The following is a 19,087-nucleotide window of genomic DNA, read 5'->3' on the forward strand; positions in this document are numbered from 1 at the left end:
GAGGGTCACATGCCCTTGACGGCGAAGATGCCGGCGGCGTTGCGCCAGTAGCCCTTGTAGTCCATGCCGTAGCCGAAGATGTAGCGGTCTTCGCAGTCCAGACCCTTGTAGTCGGCCTTCAGGTCCGGGCGGGCCTTGCGGTCGTGGGTCTTGTCCATCAGCACGGCGGTGTGCACGCGTGCGGCACCGGCGTGTTTGCAGAAGTCGATGATGGCGGCGAGGGTGTGCCCCTCGTCGAGGATGTCGTCGATGATCAGCACGTCGCGGTCGATGAAGGAGATTTCCGGCTTGGCCTTCCAGAACAGCTCGCCGCCGCTGGTTTCATTGCGGTAGCGGGTGGCGTGCAGGTAGGACAGCTCCAGGGGGAAGGCCAGCTTGGGCAGCAGCTTGCCGGCGAAGATCAGGCCGCCATTCATCACGCAGAACACCACCGGGTTGCGTTCGGCCAGGTCGACATTGATCGCGGCGGCGACCTGGTCGATGGCGGCCTCGACTTGGGCATCAGTGAACAGGCAATCGGCTTCGGCCATTACCTGGCGGATGTGGGCGAGATCGACGGGCATGGCGAGGGTTCCTCAGGTCGGCTGGTCGGGCCCCGCTTCCGACGGAAGCTGTCCGGGGCGTCAATAAAAAAAGGGCGCAACGTTACCCATCCGCCCTCCTCCCGGCAAGCCCTGCCGGACGAGTGAGCGATGGTGCGCCAAGCGCGCCCGCAGGGGAAGCCCGCGGCCCTGTGACCCATGAGTCATCTCACGACATGGCACGGGCAATGCTTTAATCTATCGCGATTTTTTTGCCAGCCCGCCGGAGTGATTCCACATGCCCATTCGAGAGATCCGCCACCCGCTGATCCGCCACAAGATCGGCCTCATGCGCCGCGCCGACATCAGCACCAAGAACTTCCGCGAACTGGCCCAGGAAATCGGCGCCCTGCTCACCTACGAAGCCACCAACGACCTGCCCCTGGAGAACTACGAGATCCAGGGCTGGGCCGGCCCGGTGCAGGTGGAGAAGATCGCCGGCAAGAAGATCACCGTGGTGCCCATCCTGCGCGCCGGCATCGGCATGCTGGACGGCGTGCTCAGTCTGGTGCCGGGGGCCAAGGTCAGCGCCGTGGGCGTGGCGCGCAACGAGGAAACCCTCGAAGCCCACACCTACCTGGAGAAGCTGGCGCCGGAGATCAACGAGCGCCTGGCGCTGATCATCGACCCGATGCTGGCCACCGGCGGCTCCATGGTCGCCACCATCGACCTGCTCAAGCGTGCCGGCTGCCGGGAAATCCGCGCGATGGTGCTGGTGGCCGCGCCGGAGGGCATCAAGGTGGTCAACGACGCCCATCCGGACGTGATGATCTACACCGCCTCCATCGACCAGAAGCTCAACGAACATGGCTACATCATCCCGGGCCTGGGCGATGCCGGTGACAAGATCTTCGGCACCAAGCAGAAGGACACCTGATCCATGAGCGACGACTACAACGATCCGCTCTGGCGCCAGGTGCTGTCCGGCGCGCAGATGCTCTTCGTGGCCTTCGGCGCCTTGGTGCTGATGCCGCTGATCACCGGCCTGGACCCGAACGTCGCGCTGTTCACCGCCGGCATGGGCACCCTGCTGTTCCAGCTGGTGACCGGGCGCCAGGTGCCGGTGTTCCTGGCATCGAGCTTCGCCTTCATCACCCCCATCATCCTCGCCAAGGGCCAGTTCGGCCTGGCCGCGACCATGGGCGGCGTGGTGGCGGCGGGCTTCGTCTACACCTTCCTGGGCCTGGCGGTGAAGATCAAAGGCACCGGCTTCATCGACCGCCTGCTGCCGCCGGTGGTGATCGGCCCGGTGGTGATCTCCATCGGCCTGGCCATGGCCCCCATCGCCGCCAACATGGCCATGGGCAAGGGCGGTGACGGTACCCAGCTGATCCCCTACGGCACCGCCATGTGGATCTCCATGCCGGCCCTGCTCACCACCCTGATCGTCGCGGTCTTCGGCAAGGGCATCTTCCGCCTGGTGCCGATCATCGCCGGCGTGCTGGTGGGCTTCGTCCTGTCCTTCTGGTTCGGCGTAGTGGACACCGCCAAGATCGCGGCGGCGCCCTGGCTGGAGCTGCCCAACTTCGTCGCCCCCGAGTTCAACTGGCAGGCCATCCTGTTCATCGTGCCGGTGGCCCTGGCCCCGGCGATCGAACACATCGGCGGCGTCATCGCCGTGGGCAGCGTGACCGGCAAGAACTACCTGAAGACCCCGGGCCTGCACCGCACCCTGCTGGGCGACGGCCTGGCCACTTCCGCCGCCGGCCTGTTCGGCGGCCCGCCCAACACCACCTACGCGGAAGTGACCGGCGCGGTGATGCTGACCAAGAACTACAACCCGAAGATCATGACCTGGGCGGCGGTATTCGCCATCGGCCTGGCCTTCATCGGCAAGTTCGGCGCCATCCTGCAGAGCATCCCGGTGCCGGTCATGGGCGGCATCCTCTGCCTGCTGTTCGGCTCCATCGCCGCCGTGGGCCTGAACACCATGATCCGCCACCAGGTGGACCTGGCCGAAGCGCGCAACCTGGTGATCGTCTCCGTCACCCTGGTGTTCGGCATCGGCGGCATGCTGGTGGGCACCGGTACCGGCCAGGACGACTTCGGCCTCAAGGGCATCGCCCTCTGCGCCATCGTCGCCATCGCCCTGAACCTGATCCTGCCCGGTCACCAGACCTGGAAGCACAAGGCTGCGGACGACACACCGGACATCTGAGTCCTGCCCCAATAAAAAGCCCCGCTATCGCGGGGCTTTTTATTGGGGGCTCGTGCAACGCCACACGGGCCAACCGACAACGCGCAGGGTGGGCTTCAGCCCACCATTCCATCCCCCCTCTCCGGATCAAGCATCCGCCAGCTTCGCCGCCGGCATCACGCTGGGTGCCACCCATTGCTTCAGCCGCTCGACGCTCTCCCGATATGGCTTGAGGCCCATCCACAGCAACACCACGGAGCTGCCCACCGCCAGGGTGGTGACGATCAGCAGCGACCAGCGCAGGGCCAGGTCATCAGCGAAAACAAAGTCGGTGACCAGCGCCACCGCCGTGGGGCCGAGCCCGAGGCCGATGAGGGTGATGACGAACAGGTAGATGGCCGAAGCCTGGCCGCGCATGGTGTTGGGCATGATCTCCTGGATCGCTGCCGGCGCCACGCCGAAGGGCATGCTCAGGCAGAACACCGTCGGCGCCATCACCACGGTCACCCAGGCGGCATCGTCGAGGAGCGGGAACAGGATCACCAGCGGCAGCGCCCCCAGGGCGGCGAGCAGGCCGACGCGCATGTTGGCGTCGCTGCGGCCGCGCTTGGCCATCCAGTCCGCCAGGCGCCCGCCGAACACCACGCCCAGGCAGCCGAATACCGCCACCAGGGAGCCGTAGACGACGCCGACGTGCCCGGCATCCCAGCCGTGGGTGCGGATGTAGTAGGTGGGAATCCAGGCCGCGCTGCCGTAGCCGGCGAAGGACAGCCCGGCAAAGCCGAGGTTGTGGCACAGCACCGTGCGGCGGTTGCTGCGCAGGTAGCGGCCGACTTCCGACAGCGGCACCGCGACGCCGGAACCGACGCCCCGCCGCTCGGGCTCGCGCACTGCCAGCATCAACAAGGTGAACAGCACCCCGGCGGCGCCGAGGATCAGGAAGATCAGCTGCCAGGGCCGCACGTCCCCCAGCAGCGGAAGGTGCACGTCGCCCTGGGCCGAGGCGAACTTGATCACCAGCCCGCCCACCAGGAAGGCCAGCCCAGAACCCAGGTACACCCCCATGGAATAGACGCTGATGGCGGTGGCACGGCGCTCCCGGGGGAAGCTGTCGGCGATCAGCGAATAGGCCGCCGGCGACAGGGCCGCCTCGCCGACGCCCACGCCGATGCGACAGACCAGGAACTGCCAGTAGAGCTTGGCCAGCCCGCAGGCAGCGGTGGCAGCGCTCCAGAACAGCACGCCGATGGCGATCAGCCCGCGTCGGCTGCGGGTATCGGCCAGGCGCCCGAGGGGGATGCCGCACACCGTGTAGAACAGCGCGAAGGACAGCCCCATGAGCAGGCTCATCTGGGTGTCGCTGATGACCAGGTCGCGGCGGATGGGGCCCACCAGCAGGTTGAGTATCTGCCGGTCTATGAACGACAGCACGTACGCCACCATCAGGATGGCGACGGTGGTCCAGGCTCGCAGGCCCGAGGGATAGCCGTTGTTGTTGTTCTGCATGGGCTCTCCTCGGCGCCGCCGGTGCGGCGCACGACGGGTGGAAGGAGCGCCCAGCTTAGGTGCAGGCGGGGTGGGGCAGCGGCCTTATAGGCCAGGCGAATGCCCGGGCTGCCCCCGGGCTGATGCTCAGAGCAGGCGCTGGGCCTTGCCGGAAAGGCTGGCCAGGGCCTGGGCCCATTGCGGGTGGTCGTTCATGCAGGGCACCAGCACCAGGTCCTCGCCGCCGGCGGCGATGAACTGCTCGCGCCCGCGGTCGCCGATCTCCTCCAGGGTCTCGATGCAGTCGGCAACGAAGGCCGGGCACATCACCAGCAGTTTCTTCACCCCCTGGGCCGCCAGTTCGTCGAGGCGGCTTTCGGTGTAGGGCTCGATCCACTTGGCGCGCCCCAGGCGCGACTGGAAGGACACCGACCACTGCCCCGGCTGCAGCCCCATGCGTGCGGCGAAGCCTTCGCTGGTGCGGTAGCACTGGGCGCGGTAGCAGCGGGCGAGTACCTGGCCCTCGGCGCGCTGGCAGCAGTCCGCGCCCTTCAGGCAGTGGCTGCCGCTGGTGTCGGCCTTGTGCAGGTGGCGCTCGGGCAGCCCGTGGTAGCTCATCAGCAGGTGGTCGAAGCCCTGCTCCAAGTGCGGGCGGGCGCTGGCCACCAGGGCGTCGAGGTACTCGGGCTGGTCATAGAAGGGGTCGAGCACCTGCACCTGGAGCTTGAGGCCGTGGGCCGCGATGACCCGGCGCGTCTCCTGCTCGACGGTGGTGGTGGTGCTGTCGGCGAACTGCGGGTACAGCGGCGCCAGCGTCACGCGCTTCACGCCCTGGCGCACCAGCTCCTGCAGGGTGTTCTCGATGGAGGGCTCGCCGTAGCGCATCGCCAGGGCCACCGGCCCGTGGGGCCAGAACGGCCGGGTGGCCTCTTGCAGGCGGCGGCTGAGGGTCACCAGCGGCGAGCCCTCGGGCCACCAGATGGAGGCGTAGGCATGTGCCGACTGCGCCGGCCGCTTGATCAGGATCAGCGACACCAGCAGACGGCGCAGCGGCCAGGGCAGGTCGATGACGTAGGGGTCCATGAGGAACTGGTTGAGGTAGCGGCGCACGTCCTCCACCGAGGTGGACGACGGCGAACCCAGGTTCACCAACAGCAGCGCGTGATCGGTCATGGAACATCCTTCTTGGGCCCGACCAGGTCAGCCAGCGCCCGGTCGAGGTCGTTGAAACGAAAGGTGAAGCCGGCCTCCAGCAATCGGCTGGGCAGGGCCCGCTGGCCGCCGATCATCAGGATCGACATTTCCCCCAGCAGAAGCCGCAGCACCGCGGCCGGCGTCGGCAGCCAGACCGGCCGCCCGAGGGCACGGCCCAGGCTGCGGGCGAAGTCGGCGTTGCGGGCCGGCTGCGGCGCGCACGCATTATAGGGACCGCTCGCGCCGTCCAGCCGCAAAAGAAAATCCATCGCGGCGATTTGATCTTCCAGATGAATCCACGGCCACCACTGGCGTCCGCTGCCCATGGTGCCGCCGAGGCCGAAGCGGAACTGCGGCAGCAGGCGCGACAAAAAGCCGCCACGGGGCGACATCACCAGGCCGATGCGCAGCAGCACCACGCGAATGCCCAGGGCCTCGGCGTCACGGGCGGCGTCTTCCCAGGCCTGGCACAGCTCGCTGGCGAAATCGCCTTGTCCGGGTGGGGCGTCCTCGCGCAATTCGCGTTCGCCGCCGTCGCCGTACCAGCCCACCGCCGAGCCGTTGAGCAGCAGCGCCGGGCGCTGGCTGCGGGTACCCAGCCAGGCCACCAGGCGCTCGGTCAGCGCCACGCGGCTGGCCAGCAGGCTGGCCTTGCGGGCACGGGTCCAGGGGCGGTCGGCAACGGGTTGGCCGGCAAGGTTCACCACCGCGTCCAGCGGGCCGTCCCCGTAGTCTTCCAGCCGGGCGATGCCACGCACCGAAGCGGTGCACAGGCGCGGTACATCCTGGGGCCGACGGCTCAAGACCGTCAGTTGGTGGCCTTCGGCAACCCAGCGCCGGCACAGGGCGCTTCCAATCAGCCCAGTACCGCCGGTCAGCAATATGTGCATGGCATCCTCCTCGCATGGCACCAACTGGAAATATCGCCCTAGTCTGAATCATGACGGGGCACAGGTTGGCTCCATCACGGTCACACCCCTTGAAGGCATCGCGATTGGAACCGATCATCCCTGTACAATTCAAGCAATCTGTACAGGTTTGTCAGCCCGACCTGCAGTCACGCACAAAGGTATCGAGGTAGACCATGAACACACCCATCGCAATCATCGGGACCGGCCTCGCGGGCCTCTCCGCCGCCCAGGCGCTGAGCGCCGCCGGGCATGCCGTGCAGCTCTTCGACAAGAGCCGCGGCAGTGGCGGACGCATGGCCAGCAAGCGCAGCGACGCCGGCTCCCTGGACCTGGGCGCGCAGTACTTCACCGCCCGCGACCGCCGCTTCAACGAAGTCGTCCAGCAATGGCGCGAACGCGGCTGGGTCGCCGAGTGGACGCCCACCCTCTACAACTTCCGCAACGGCACCCTCTCGCCCTCCCCGGACGAGCAGGTGCGCTGGGTCGGCACCCCACGCATGAGCGCCATCACCCGGGCCCTGATGGGCGCGCTGCCGGTGAACTTCAGCTGCCGCATCACCGAAGTGTTCCGCGGCGAACAGCACTGGAGCCTGCTGGACGCCGAGGGCCAGAGCCACGGCCCCTTCAGCCACGTCATCATCGCCACCCCCGCGCCCCAGGCCACCACCCTGCTGGCTGCCGCCCCCAAGCTCGCCGGGGTTGCCGCCAGCGTCGCCATGGAGCCCACCTGGGCCGTGGCCCTGGCCTTCGAGAAACCGCTGGAGACGCCCGTCGAAGGCTGCTTCGTGCAAGGCAGCGGGCTCGACTGGGTGGCGCGCAATCGCACCAAGCCCGGTCGCGACAACAGCCAGGACACCTGGGTGCTGCACGCCACCAGCGCCTGGAGCCGCCAGCACCTGGACCTGCCCAAGGAAGCGGTGATCGAGCAGCTCTACGGCGCCTTCGCCGAGCTGATCGGCTGCGCCGTGCCGCCGCCAGCCTTCACCCTGGCCCACCGCTGGCTCTACGCGCGCCCGGCCCAGGCCCACGAATGGGGCGCCCTGGCCGATGCCGACCTGGGGCTCTACGCCTGCGGCGACTGGTGCAGCTCCGGCCGCGTGGAGGGCGCCTGGCTGAGCGGGCAGGACGCCGCCCGCCGCCTGCTCGAACACCTCTGACGGTCGCGCACCGTCCCACCGGCGACCCCGGACAGGTCGCCGGGAAAGTTGTACAAGGCTATTGATTTGTACAACAGCACGCCTATGATGAACACAGGTTGTACAAATCACCGAACCTGTACAAGTTCATCCGAGGCACCGCATGTCCAGCGCCCCCACTGCCCAGCCCCCCAAGATCGGCATCAGCGCCTGCCTGATGGGCGAGGAAGTCCGCTTCAATGGCGGGCACAAGGAATCCCGCCTGTGCAGCCAGTTCCTCGCCCGCCACCTGGAATTCGTCCGCGTCTGCCCGGAGGTCGGCATCGGCCTCGGCACGCCGCGCCCGACCCTGCGCCTGGTGGGCGACCCTGCCGCCCCGCGTGCCGTGGGCAGCCGCGACGAGCGTGACGTCAGCGATGCCCTGCGCGACTACGGCCGGCAGATCGCCGAGCGCCTGGACGACCTGGACGGCTTCATCTTCATGCAGAAGTCGCCCTCCTGCGGCCTCTACCGGGTCAAGGTCTACCAGGACAACGGCTACCCCGCCGAAGGCGGCGGGCGCGGCCTGTTCGCCGAGACCTTCTGCGCCGCCCGCCCCGACCTGCCGGTGGAGGAAGAAGGCCGCCTGTGCGACCCGGTGCTGCGGGAGAACTTCCTCACCCGCGTCTACGCCCACGCCGAATGGCGCGCCCTGCTGGCCGAGGGGCTGACCCGACGCGGCGTCCTCGAATTCCACGCCCGCTACAAGTACCAGCTGATGGCCAGCGACCCCGCGCGCTACCGCGCCCTGGGGCGGATGCTCGGCGGCATCGGCGAACACCACCCCGAGGAACTGGCGCCGCGCTACTTCAGCGAGCTGATGAAGGGCCTCAGCCGCTGCGCCACCCGGGGCACCCACAGCAACGTCCTGCAGCACCTGTCGGGTTACCTGAAGGACGCCCTGTCCCGCGAGGAGAAGGCCGAAATGCAGGCCCTGATCGACAAGTACCGCGCCGGCATCGTGCCGCTGGTGGTGCCCATGACCCTGCTCAAGCACCACTTCGCCCGCCACCCGCACCCCTACATCGCGCAGCAGGCCTACCTGCAACCGCATCCCGAAGACCTCAGCCTGCGCAACGCCATCTGACCATGGACGAACAGGACGACATCCCCCTCGACGCCGAGTGCCAGGCAGCCCTGGAACGCGGCCTGCTGCCGATTCGCGACGTGTCGCGGCTCACCGGTGTCAACGCCGTGACCCTGCGCGCCTGGGAACGGCGCTACGGCCTGGTGCTGCCCCACCGCACCGCCAAGGGCCACCGCCTGTACGACGCAGGGCACCTGGCGCGCATCCGTGCCGTGCTCGCCTGGCTGGACCGCGGCGTGCCGGTCAGCCAGGTCAAGGCGCTGCTGCGCGGCGGCCAGAGCCCGGACATCGACATTACCTCCCAGTGGGACGAACAGCGCGCCAAGCTGCTGGAAGCCATCGACGCCCTCGCCGACCGGCGCCTGGACGAGCGCTTCAATGCCGCCCTGTCGCTCTACCCGCCCCACACCCTGTGCCAGCAGCTGCTGCTGCCCCTGCTCACCCAGCTGGAAAGCCGCTGGCGCGACCAGTACGGCGCACGACTGGAGCGGGTCTTCTTCAATGCCTGGCTGCGCAGCAAGCTGGGCACCCGCATCCACCACAACAACCGCCAGAACAGCGGCGCGCCGCTGCTGCTGATCAACCCCTGCGAGCAGCCGATGAACCCCGGCCTCTGGCTCACCGCCTGGCTGGCGAGCAACACCGGCTGCCCGGTGGAAGTGCTGGAGTGGCCGGTGCCGGTGGCCGAGCTGCCCCTGGCCCTGGCCCGCATGGAGCCCCGCGCCCTGGCCTTCCACGCCGACCACGCGTTGAACGGGCAGCTGCCGCGCCTGCTGATGGGCCACGCCTGCCCCGTCCTGCTCAGCGGCGCCGCCGTGCGCATCCACCGCGAAGCGCTGGCACCGCTGGAACACGACCATCCCGACATCCACCTGGCCGACGACCCGGTCGCGGCCCTGAACACCCTGTACGGGCTCGGCCTGCTGGCCGGCTCCTGAGGTTCCCATGCAGCAACTGATCTGGTTCCGGTGCGACCTGCGGGTCCACGACAACACCGCCCTGACCGCCGCCCTCCAGGCCGGCCCGACCCTCGCCCTGTTCCTGGTCAGCCCCGGCCAGTGGCAGGCCCACGACGACGCAGCGGCCAAGGTCGACTTCTGGCTGCGCAACCTCGTCGAACTGCAACGCGAACTGCAGGCCCTGAACGTGCCGCTGCTGGTGCGCCACATCGACCACTGGGGCGAAGCGCCCGAGACCATCGCCCGACTGTGCCGCGAGCATTCCGTGAGCAGCGTCCAGGTCAACGAGGAATACGGCATCCACGAGCAGCGCCGGGACGAGGCCGTGCGCGCCCACCTGGCCCGCGACGGCATCCCCCTGCACAGCCACCTCGACCAGTTGCTGTTCCGCCCCGGCAGCGTGCTGACCCGCACCGGCGGCTACTTCCAGGTCTACAGCCAGTTCCGCAAGGTCTGCTACGAGCGCCTGCACAGCGCCCTGCCTCCGTGCCTGCCGCTGCCCGCCGCCCAGGCGCCGCTGACTGTGCCCAGCGACCCGCTGCCGGAAGCCGTGGACGGCTTCCCGACCCCGCCGCAGAGCCTGCGCGAGCTGTGGCCCGCCGGTGAACGCGCAGCCCTGGCCCGCCTGGCGGCCTTCGCCGAGGACGACCTGCACGGCTACCGTGACCGCCGCGACCTGCCCGCCGAGCCCGGCACCAGCCAGCTCTCGCCCTACCTCGCGGCCGGCGTGGTCTCCCCGCGCCAGTGCCTGCACGCCGCCCTGACGCAGAACCGCGGCGAGTTCGACAGCGGCAGCGAAGGCGCCGTGACCTGGATAAACGAACTGCTCTGGCGCGAGTTCTACAAGCACATTCTGGTGGGCTATCCCCGCGTCAGCCGGCACCGCGCCTTCCGCCCGGAGACCGAAGCACTGCCCTGGCGCGATGCCCCGGCCGACCTGGAGGCCTGGCAGCAGGGCCGCACCGGCGTGCCCATCGTCGACGCCGCCATGCGCCAGTTGCTGGCCACCGGCTGGATGCACAACCGCCTGCGCATGATCACCGCCATGTACCTGACGAAGAACCTGCTCATCGACTGGCGCGAGGGCGAGCGCTGGTTCATGCGCCACCTGGTCGACGGCGACCTGGCCGCCAACAACGGCGGCTGGCAATGGAGCGCCTCCACCGGCACCGACTCCGTGCCCTACTTCCGCGTGTTTAACCCGGTCACCCAATCCCGTCGCTTTGATCCCAAGGCGCGCTTCCTGCGGCAGTGGCTGCCGGAGCTGGGCCGCCTGGACGACGACGCCGTGCACGACCCGTCCGCCCTTGGCGGGCTGTTCGGCGTGCAGGGCTACCCGCGCCCGCTGGTGGACCTGGCGGCCAGCCGTGACCGCGCCATCGCCGCCTTCCGCGACCTGCCCAAGGAGCCCCACTGATGGACGCCTTCCTGCCGCGTTTCGCCGAGGACTTCGCCGCCATCGGTCGCGACAGCCTGGACCGCCTGGGCCAGCTCTACAGCGACGACGTGGTGTTCCAGGACCCGCTGCACCGCATCGAGGGCCTGACCGCCCTGCGCCGCTATTTCGCCGAGCTGTATGAGAACGTCGAGGCGCTGGCCTTCCAGTTCCACGGCCACGACAGCGTTGGGGAGGGCGAGGGCTACCTGCGCTGGACCATGCGCTACCGCCACCCGCGCCTGGCCGGTGGCCGCGAGATCGCCGTGGAAGGCTGCTCGCACCTGCGCTGGCGCGACGGCCGCGTGTACCACCACCGCGATTACTTCGACGCCGGCGCCTTGCTCTACGAACACCTGCCGCTGATGGGGCGGGTCATCCACTGGCTGAAAGGGAGATTGGCATGAGTACCCGACGCATCTGGCTCACCGGTGCCAGCAGCGGCATCGGCGCCGCGCTGGCCGAGTGCCTGCTGGAGCAGGGCCACCACCTGGCCCTCACCGCGCGCTCGCTGGCCGCGCTGCAAGCCTTCGAGCATCGCTACCCCGGCCAGGTACTGGCCCTGCCCGGTGACCTCGGTGCCCGCGGCGTGGCGACCGACATCGCCGAGCACATCAAGGCGCACTGGGGCGCGCTGGATACCGCCATCCTCAACGCCGGCACCTGCGAATACCTCGACGCCCGCCAGTTCGACGCCGACATGGTGGAACGGGTGGTCAACCTCAACCTGGTGGGCAGCGCCCGCTGCATCGAGGCGGCCCTGCCGCTGCTGCGGGCCGGCCGCGATCCCCACCTGGTGGGCGTGGCCAGCGCCGTGACCCTGTTCGAACTGCCCCGCGCCGAAGCCTATGGCGCCTCCAAGGCCGGCCTGCGCTACCTGCTGCAATCGCTGCGGGTGGACCTAGCCAGCGAAGGCATCGACGTCACCGTGGTCAGCCCCGGCTTCGTCGACACCCCGCTGACCCAGCGCAACGACTTTCCCATGCCCATGCGCTGGCCGGTGGAGCGGGCCGCCCGCTACATCGCCGAGCGCCTGGAACGCCGCCCGCTGGACATCGCCTTCCCGCGCCCCTTCATCCTCACCCTAGGCCTGCTCGGGAGCCTGCCCGCGCGGCTGCGACTGGCCATCGGCAAACGCTTGTCGCGCAACGGAGCCCCTTCATGAAGATCGCCATCATCGGCAGCGGCATCGCCGGCCTCACCACGGCCTACCTGCTGAACCGCCGCCACGACATCCAGGTGTTCGAGGCCAGCGACTGGATCGGTGGCCACACCCACACCGTGGACGTCACCCTGCACGGGCGCAGCTACGCGGTGGACACCGGGTTCATCGTGTTCAACGACTGGACCTACCCGAACTTCATCCGCCTCATGGAGCAGCTCGGCGTGGCCCACCAGCCCACCGAGATGAGCTTCTCCGTGTGCGACCCGGCCAGCGGCCTGGAATACAACGGCAACAACCTCAACAGCCTGTTCGCCCAGCGCAGCAACCTGCTCTCCCCGGGGTTCTGGGGCATGCTGCGGGACATCCTGCGCTTCAACCGCGAGTCCCTGGCCGACCTCGACAGCGGCCGCGTGCCCACCAGCGCCACCCTCGGCGACTACCTGCGCGAGCGCGGCTACGGCCAGCGCTTCCGCGACCATTACCTGGTGCCCATGGGCGCGGCCATCTGGTCCACCTCCCTGGAGGACATGCTGGCCTTCCCCCTGGCGTTCTTCGTGCGCTTCTTCAAGAACCACGGGCTGCTCTCGGTCAACGACCGCCCGCAGTGGCGGGTCATCAGCGGCGGCTCGCGCAGCTACGTGGCGCCCCTGACGGAGAGCTTCGCCGAGCGCATCCGCCTGGCCTGCCCGGTCAGCCGCGTGGAGCGCGATGCCGACGGGGTGACCGTGCACAGCGCCGCCGGCGCCGAACGCTTCGACCAGGTGGTGTTCGCCTGCCACAGCGACCAGGCCCTGACCCTGCTGGCCGAGCCGAGCCAGGCCGAGCGCGAGATCCTCGGCGCCCTGCCCTACGCCGACAACGAGGTGGTGCTGCACACCGATGCCCGCCTGCTGCCCCGCCGCAAGCTGGCCTGGGCCAGCTGGAACTACCGCCTCGGCGGCCCGGCGCACCAGCCGGCGGCCGTGACCTACGACATGAACCGCCTGCAAGGCATCGAGGCGCCGGAGACCTTCTGCGTCAGCCTCAACCAGACCGACGCCATCGACCCGGCACGCATCCTTGCGCGCTTCACCTACGCTCATCCTCAGTACAGCCTGGCCGGCATGCAGGCCCAGGCGCGTTGGGGGGAAATCAGTGGCCAGCAGCACAGCCATTTCTGTGGCGCCTACTGGGCCAACGGCTTCCATGAGGACGGCGTGGTCAGCGCCCTGCGCGTGGCCCGTGCATTCGGGGAAAACCTGTGAACAGCGCCCTCTACAGCGGCTGGGTGCAGCACCGTAGGCACAGCCCGCGGGCCCATGCCTTCCGCTACCGCATCGGCCTGCTGTACCTGGACCTGGACGAACGCGAGGCGGTACTCGGCCTGTCGCCCCTGGCCGGCAGCGGGCGCTTCGCGCCCTTCTCCTTCCGCGAGCGGGACTACCTGTGCGCCTACACCGCCAACGGCCAGCCCCTGGCCGAAGCGGCCCGCCAGCTGGTGACCGAGGCCCTCGGCGAGCGGCCGGAGGGCCCGGTGTGCCTGCTCACCCAGGTGCGCAGCTGGGGCCTGGCCTTCAACCCGGCGAGCTTCTACTACTGCCACCACGCCGACGGCCGCCTGGCGGCCATCCTCTGCGAGGTGACCAACACCCCCTGGCGCGAGCGCTACCACTACGTGGTGCCGGCCCAGGGCGACGGCGCCCAGCGCATCCAGGTGGACAAGGCCTTCCACGTCTCGCCCTTCATGCCCCGCGACATGACCTACCGGATGGCCTTCACCCCGGTGAGCCAGCGCCTGGGGGTGCACATCGAGAACTGGCGCGAGGGCCAGCGCGCCTTCGACGCCACCCTCGACCTGACCCGCGAGCCGCTGGACCGGGGCAGCCTGCACCGCTACCTCGCACGCTTCCCCTGGATGACCGCCAAGACCGGCCTGGCCATCTACTGGCAGGCCCTGCGCCTGCTGATCAAACGCACGCCCATTTTCAACCATCAGGTGGCGACGGACGCCTACCGCGTTGCCGTCCCGCTTTCCCAGGAGCATGACCATGAAAAACCCTAGCCTCGCCCGGACCGGACTGTTCGGCGGCAACGGCCTGGCCAGCGGCCTGCTGAGGCGGCTGGTGACCTCGCGCCTGGCGCAGCTGCGCCACGGCCAGCTCACCGTGCTGGAAGACGGCGAGGAGCACGTCTACGGCGACCCGCGCGCCACCCTGCGGGCACGCATCGAGATCCTCGACCCGGCAGCCTGGGCGCTGGTGGCCAGCAACGGCTCCATCGGCTCCGGCGAAGCCTACGTCCACGGCTACTGGACCACCCCGGACCTGACGGCGGTGATCCGCGTGTTCGTCGCCAACCTCGACGTGCTGGACGACATGGAGGGCGGCCTGGCGCTGCTCGGCCGTCCGCTGCTGCACGGCCTGCACTGGCTCAACCGCAACACCCGCGCCGGCTCCCAGCGCAACATCTCCGCCCACTACGACCTGGGCAACGACCTGTTCGAGCGCATGCTGGACCCGACGATGATGTACTCGGCGGCCCAGTACGAGCACCCGGAGCAATCCCTGGAGGCCGCGCAGCTGAACAAGCTGGAGCGCATCTGCCAGAAGCTGCGCCTGACCCCCGACGACCACCTGCTGGAGATCGGCAGCGGCTGGGGCGGCATGGCCATCCACGCCGCCACCCGCTTCGGCTGCAAGGTCACCAGCGTGACCCTCTCCCACGAGCAGCACGCCCACTGCCAGAAGCGCATCGCCGAACTGGGCCTGCAGGACCGGGTGGAGGTGCTGCTGAAGGACTACCGCGACCTGGAGGGCCGCTTCGACAAGCTGGTCTCCATCGAGATGATCGAGGCCGTGGGCCACCGCTTCCTGCCCACCTATTTCGCCCAGTGCGCGCGCCTGCTGAAGGACGACGGCCTGATGCTGCTGCAGGCCATCACCATCCGCGACCAGCGCTACGAGCAGGCCAAGCGCAGCGTGGACTTCATCCAGCGCTACATCTTCCCGGGCGGCGCCCTGCCCTCGGTCACCCGCATGCTGCAGGTGGCCACCGAGGCCAGCGACCTGAACCTGGTGCACATGGAAGACTTCGGCACCGACTACGCCCGCACCCTGCGCGCCTGGCACGAGAACCTCGCCCGCGCCCGCAGCGAGCTGGAAGGCCTGGGCTACGACGCCTACTTCTACCGGCTGTGGGAGTTCTACCTGTGCTACTGCGAAGGCGGCTTCCTGGAACGTGCCATCGGCACCGCCCAGCTGCTGCTGGCCAAGCCCGGCGCCCGCCACGCCCCGCTGCTCGGCCAGCTGGATGCGTAAGCTGCCGCCGCTGCTGGCGAACGGGCTGAACGCCCTGGCCTTCCAGGCCGGGTGGTTCGCCTGCGTGTTCGCCAGCCAGCACCCGCTCCTGCTGCTGGTGCCGCTGGCGGCGCTGGCGCTGCACCTGGGCCTCGTCGCCCACTGGCGCCAGGAGCTGCCGCTGGTGGCGGCCGTCGCCCTGCTGGGTGCGGCGCTGGACAGCCTGCTGCTCAACCTGGGGCTGTTCGACTTCGCCGGTGAGAGTCGCTGGGCACCGGCCTGGCTGATCCTGCTCTGGGCCCTGCTGGCCACCACCCTGCGCCACTGCCTGGCCTGGAGCGCGCGCCCGCTGTGGCTGTCGGCGCTGCTCGGCGCCCTCGGCGGGCCGCTCTCCTACTACGCCGGCGCGCGCCTGGCGGACGTGGGCCTGCCACTGGGCCAGGCGGCGAGCCTGGCGCTGCTGGCGGTGATCTGGGCGCTGGTGTTCCCGCTGCTGCACGTACTGGCAGCCCGGCTGGTGCCCGCGCGCTGAGGCGCGACACGGGGTGACCGGTGCTCGTGGGCGCTGGAAATCGATCGATGAAGAAACAGAACGCCCGCTCCCCATTGGTGGAGCGGGCGCTTGTCGTGCCTGTGGCTGCGCGCTCCGGAGACGCGCAGCCGATGACAGGCAGGCCCTTAGAAGGCGACGCGGTAGTGCAGGGTGTAGGCCTCTACGCCGTCGTTGGGCTGCTTGATGCCCGCGTTGGAGTAATGGATGGCGCGCACGCCGACTTCCTGGCCGTTGAAGCGCAGGCCCGCGCCGATGCGGTCCTCGAACTGGAAGGAGGAGCCCAGCTTGTTGTCTTCCAGCTCGGTGCTGGAGAACAGTGCCACGCCGATGCCGGCCTCGACGTAGGGCTTCACGGTCTCGCCGGCGAATTCGTAGACGAACACCGGGGCGAAGGAAATGCTGTGGTTGCTGGCGGTGTCGTCGCCGTCCCAGTAGGTGTAGCCCGCATCCCAGTAGCCGGTGACATGGCCGACGCTGCTTTCCAGCCAGCGGGTGCCGAAGTCGAACTGCGTACCCAGGCGGTAGACCATGGTGGAGTCACCGGTCTGGCCGATGTCGAGGGAGACGTCGGCGGCCTGGGCGCTGATGACGGGACCCACGCACAGGGCTGCGAGGGCAGCCAGGGAAAACAGTTTCTTCATGATGGAAACTTCCTTATTAAAAAAGGCTGATCAGGAGGGGATACCACGCTAGGAATTGCGCGAATTATAGAGTGGCTGGTTCTAAGAGAAAGGCGACGAACGGAGAGTTCAGAGTTTTTTTACACCGGCAGCGGCTGCACGTCTTCGCCGCATTCCCCCCACAACACCGGCAATACCGCCTGCAACGCGCCGGCATCCCCGGAACTCCAGAAACGGCAGGGTGCTGCTTCGCCTTCGGCGAGGGCATTGCCAGCCTGCAGCAGGCGCTGCAGCTGACGCGCCACGGCGGCGCCGGTGTCCACCAGGCTCACCGACTCCGGCACCAGCTCCCGCAGCAGCGGGCGCAGGAAGGGGTAATGGGTGCAGCCGAGGATCAGCGTGTCGCAGCCCGCCTCCAGCAGGGGCTGGACGTAGCCCTGCAACAGCGCGCGGGTCGCCGGTCCGGCCAGATCGCCGGCCTCGATGCGCTCCACCAGGCCCGGGCAGGGCTGGGTCACCACCTGCACATCCCCGGCGAAGCGGTCGAGCAAGGCAGCGAACTTGGCGCTCCTGAGGGTGCCGGTGGTGGCCAGCACGCCCACCACGCCGCTTCGGGTGGCACGGGCCGCCGGCTTGACCGCCGGCTCCATGCCGACGATGGGCAGGTGCGGATGGCGCGCCCGCAGGTCGGCCACGGCGGCGGCGGTGGCGGTGTTGCAGGCCAGGACCAGGGCCTTGGCGCCCTGGCCGAGGAGGAAGTCGGCGATGCGCTGGCTGCGCTCGCGGATGAAGTCGGGGCTCTTTTCGCCATAGGGCACATGGCCGCTGTCGGCCACGTAGAGCAGGGATTCGCCCGGCAGCAGCGCGCGGATCTCGCGCAGCACCGAGAGGCCGCCCACGCCGGAGTCGAAGACCCCGATCGGCGCCCGATCAGGCATGGCGCTCGCCACAGACGCTGCAGGCCGGGTCGCGCTTGACCCGCAGCTCGCGGAAGCGGGTGCCGAGGGCGTCCACCAGCAGCAGCCGGCCCACCATCGGCTCGCCGAAACCAGCCAGCAGCTTGAGCGCCTCCAGGGCCTGCAGGCTGCCCACCAGGCCCACCAGCGGGCCGACCACGCCAGCCTCGCTGCAGGTCAGCTCGGCTTCGCTGCCGTGGCCGTAGAGGCAGTGGTAGCAGGGGCTGTCGTCGCGGCGCGGGTCGAACACCGAGAGCTGACCGTCGAGGCGGATGGCGGCGCCGGACACCAGCGGCTTGCCGGCCGCCATGCAGGCAGCGTTGACCGCCTCGCGGGTGCCGAAGTTGTCGGTGCAGTCGAGCACCACGTCCACCTGGGCCACGGCAGCCGCCAGGCTGTCCTCGTCCAGCGCGCGGGTGATCGGCACCAGGCGCACGCCGGGGTTGAGGGCGGCCAGGCGGGCCATGGCCGACTCCACCTTGAGCACACCGACGCTGGCGCTGTCGTGGATCACCTGGCGTTGCAGGTTGGTCAGGTCGACGCTGTCGAAGTCGGCCAGGTGCAGCTCGCCGACACCGGCGGCGGCCAGGTAGAGGGCGACGGGCGAACCGAGGCCGCCAAGGCCGACGATGAGCACGCGGCCCTGCTTGAGCCGGAGTTGCCCGTCGACGTCGATCTGCGGCAGGAGGATCTGCCGGCTGTAGCGGAGCAGTTCCTCGTCGCTCAGCATGGCCGGCGACCCAGGCTGATGCGTTCGTGGCCACCCAGGTCGCGGCGGCTTTCCACGGCTTCGAAGCCTTCGCGGGCGAGCAGTTCGCGCACCGCGGCGGCCTGGTCGTAGCCGTGTTCCAGCAGCAGCCGGCCACCGGCATTCAGGTGCGTGGGGGCCTGGCTGACGATCAGGCGGATGTCGTCCAGCCCGTCGGCCCCGGCCACCAGCGCGCTGCTGGGCTCGAAGCGCACGTCGCCCTGGGCCAGGTGCGGGTCCTGGGCGGCGATGTAGGGCGGGTTGCTGACGATCAGGTCATAGCGCTCGGCGCCCAGGGCGCTGAACCAGTGGCTCTCGCGGAAGGCGGCATTGCCCAGCCCGAGGCGCTCGCGGTTGCGCTCGGCCAGGGCCACGGCCTCGCTGATGCGGTCGACGCCGGTGACCTGCCAGCCGAGGCGCTCGCAGGCCAGCGCCAGAGCGATGGCCCCGGTGCCGGTGCCGAGGTCGAGCACGCGGGCCTGGGGCAGCGTGACCAGGGCCAGGGCGGTTTCCACCAGCAGCTCCGTGTCGGGGCGGGGAATCAGGGTGTGCGGGGCGACTTCCAGGTCCAGGCTCCAGAAGCCCTGGTGGCCGAGGATATAGGCCACCGGCTCGCCCTGGCGGCGGCGTTCGAGGTAGCTGGCGTAGCGCTCGGCGGCCTCGCCGCTGACCACCCGTTCGGGCCAGGTGTGGAGGAAGCTGCGCGGCTTGCCGAGGGCGGCGGCGAGCAGCAGTTCGGCGTCCAGGCGGGGGCTGGGCGAGTCCGGCAGGCGGGGGTCGCTCAGCAGGCTGGCGATGATGCTCAC

General features: G+C 69.4%; 20 protein-coding genes. 12 read left to right on the forward strand and 8 right to left on the reverse strand.

Annotated features, from left to right (window positions below; genetic code table 11):
* Window positions 1-5: 5 nt before the first annotated feature.
* Window positions 6-563, reverse strand: coding sequence for a hypoxanthine-guanine phosphoribosyltransferase (locus tag RTK35_RS25010; RefSeq protein ID WP_044407436.1), 558 nt, complete (start codon window positions 561-563; stop codon window positions 6-8).
* Between the two features lie 256 nt (window positions 564-819).
* Here RTK35_RS25010 and upp point away from each other — a divergent pair, with 256 nt between their 5' ends.
* Together upp and RTK35_RS25020 are read left to right on the forward strand one after the other, a co-directional pair.
* Window positions 820-1,458 (forward strand): uracil phosphoribosyltransferase, encoded by a 639-nt coding sequence (gene upp / locus RTK35_RS25015; protein WP_074973477.1) that lies wholly within the window; start codon window positions 820-822, stop codon window positions 1,456-1,458.
* A 3-nt stretch (window positions 1,459-1,461) separates the two neighbouring features.
* A complete protein-coding gene (locus RTK35_RS25020; protein ID WP_044407442.1) occupies window positions 1,462-2,739 on the forward strand; it encodes a uracil-xanthine permease family protein in 1,278 nt (425 codons plus the stop codon).
* Window positions 2,740-2,865: 126 nt separating this feature from the next.
* Here the strand turns inward: RTK35_RS25020 and RTK35_RS25025 are convergent, their stop codons facing one another.
* From RTK35_RS25025 to RTK35_RS25035, 3 genes are all read right to left on the reverse strand, one after another.
* A complete protein-coding gene (locus tag RTK35_RS25025) occupies window positions 2,866-4,224 on the reverse strand; it encodes a spinster family MFS transporter (RefSeq protein WP_044407444.1) in 1,359 nt (452 codons plus the stop codon).
* 126 nt (window positions 4,225-4,350) lie between these two features.
* A complete protein-coding gene (gene hemH / locus RTK35_RS25030) occupies window positions 4,351-5,376 on the reverse strand; it encodes a ferrochelatase (protein WP_044407447.1) in 1,026 nt (341 codons plus the stop codon).
* Complete coding sequence (locus tag RTK35_RS25035) at window positions 5,373-6,287, reverse strand: TIGR01777 family oxidoreductase (RefSeq protein WP_044407450.1); 915 nt, start codon at window positions 6,285-6,287, stop codon at window positions 5,373-5,375. The genes hemH and RTK35_RS25035 overlap by 4 nt, the downstream gene beginning before the upstream one ends.
* A 194-nt stretch (window positions 6,288-6,481) precedes the next feature.
* Between RTK35_RS25035 and RTK35_RS25040 the strand changes: the two genes are divergently transcribed.
* The 10 genes from RTK35_RS25040 to RTK35_RS25085 all read left to right on the forward strand — a co-directional run bounded on the left by RTK35_RS25040 (window position 6,482) and on the right by RTK35_RS25085 (window position 15,936).
* Complete coding sequence (locus RTK35_RS25040) at window positions 6,482-7,465, forward strand: NAD(P)/FAD-dependent oxidoreductase (protein WP_160482026.1); 984 nt, start codon at window positions 6,482-6,484, stop codon at window positions 7,463-7,465.
* 142 nt (window positions 7,466-7,607) lie between these two features.
* Window positions 7,608-8,570, forward strand: a complete 963-nt coding sequence (locus tag RTK35_RS25045) for a 2-thiouracil desulfurase family protein (RefSeq protein WP_316909259.1) — start codon at window positions 7,608-7,610, stop codon at window positions 8,568-8,570.
* Window positions 8,571-8,572: 2 nt separating this feature from the next.
* A complete protein-coding gene (locus RTK35_RS25050) occupies window positions 8,573-9,508 on the forward strand; it encodes a MerR family transcriptional regulator (protein ID WP_074973484.1) in 936 nt (311 codons plus the stop codon).
* Window positions 9,509-9,515: 7 nt separating this feature from the next.
* A complete protein-coding gene (gene phrB, locus RTK35_RS25055; protein WP_316909260.1) occupies window positions 9,516-10,946 on the forward strand; it encodes a deoxyribodipyrimidine photo-lyase in 1,431 nt (476 codons plus the stop codon).
* On the forward strand, window positions 10,946-11,371 hold the full coding sequence (locus tag RTK35_RS25060; RefSeq protein ID WP_069562636.1) for a nuclear transport factor 2 family protein: 426 nt from the start codon (window positions 10,946-10,948) through the stop codon (window positions 11,369-11,371). The genes phrB and RTK35_RS25060 overlap by 1 nt, the downstream gene beginning before the upstream one ends.
* Window positions 11,368-12,129, forward strand: a complete 762-nt coding sequence (locus RTK35_RS25065) for an SDR family NAD(P)-dependent oxidoreductase (RefSeq protein ID WP_316909261.1) — start codon at window positions 11,368-11,370, stop codon at window positions 12,127-12,129. The genes RTK35_RS25060 and RTK35_RS25065 overlap by 4 nt, the downstream gene beginning before the upstream one ends.
* Window positions 12,126-13,373 (forward strand): NAD(P)/FAD-dependent oxidoreductase, encoded by a 1,248-nt coding sequence (locus RTK35_RS25070; RefSeq protein WP_107330332.1) that lies wholly within the window; start codon window positions 12,126-12,128, stop codon window positions 13,371-13,373. The genes RTK35_RS25065 and RTK35_RS25070 overlap by 4 nt, the downstream gene beginning before the upstream one ends.
* Entirely contained in the window at window positions 13,370-14,170 is an 801-nt protein-coding gene (locus RTK35_RS25075; protein ID WP_316909262.1) for a DUF1365 domain-containing protein, read from the forward strand. The genes RTK35_RS25070 and RTK35_RS25075 overlap by 4 nt, the downstream gene beginning before the upstream one ends.
* Window positions 14,157-15,425, forward strand: coding sequence for an SAM-dependent methyltransferase (locus RTK35_RS25080; RefSeq protein ID WP_074973492.1), 1,269 nt, complete (start codon window positions 14,157-14,159; stop codon window positions 15,423-15,425). Before RTK35_RS25075 ends, RTK35_RS25080 begins: the two co-directional genes overlap by 14 nt.
* Window positions 15,418-15,936, forward strand: coding sequence for a DUF2878 domain-containing protein (locus RTK35_RS25085; RefSeq protein ID WP_316909263.1), 519 nt, complete (start codon window positions 15,418-15,420; stop codon window positions 15,934-15,936). Before RTK35_RS25080 ends, RTK35_RS25085 begins: the two co-directional genes overlap by 8 nt.
* Before the next feature lie 146 nt (window positions 15,937-16,082).
* Here RTK35_RS25085 and RTK35_RS25090 read toward each other — a convergent pair whose 3' ends face one another.
* The 4 genes from RTK35_RS25090 to prmC all read right to left on the reverse strand — a co-directional run bounded on the left by RTK35_RS25090 (window position 16,083) and on the right by prmC (window position 19,087).
* Complete coding sequence (locus tag RTK35_RS25090) at window positions 16,083-16,598, reverse strand: acyloxyacyl hydrolase (protein WP_044404483.1); 516 nt, start codon at window positions 16,596-16,598, stop codon at window positions 16,083-16,085.
* Between the two features lie 119 nt (window positions 16,599-16,717).
* Window positions 16,718-17,515, reverse strand: coding sequence for a glutamate racemase (murI, locus tag RTK35_RS25095; RefSeq protein ID WP_316909264.1), 798 nt, complete (start codon window positions 17,513-17,515; stop codon window positions 16,718-16,720).
* On the reverse strand, window positions 17,508-18,263 hold the full coding sequence (locus RTK35_RS25100) for a molybdopterin-synthase adenylyltransferase MoeB (RefSeq protein ID WP_160482032.1): 756 nt from the start codon (window positions 18,261-18,263) through the stop codon (window positions 17,508-17,510). The genes murI and RTK35_RS25100 overlap by 8 nt, the downstream gene beginning before the upstream one ends.
* Window positions 18,257-19,087 carry a peptide chain release factor N(5)-glutamine methyltransferase gene (gene prmC / locus RTK35_RS25105; protein ID WP_316909265.1) on the reverse strand — a complete coding sequence of 277 codons (831 nt, stop codon included), beginning with the start codon at window positions 19,085-19,087 and terminating at the stop codon, window positions 18,257-18,259. Before prmC ends, RTK35_RS25100 begins: the two co-directional genes overlap by 7 nt.

The sequence above is a fragment of the Pseudomonas sp. zfem003 genome, from assembly GCF_032621675.1.
Classification (GTDB): Bacteria; Pseudomonadota; Gammaproteobacteria; order Pseudomonadales; family Pseudomonadaceae; genus Metapseudomonas; species Metapseudomonas otitidis.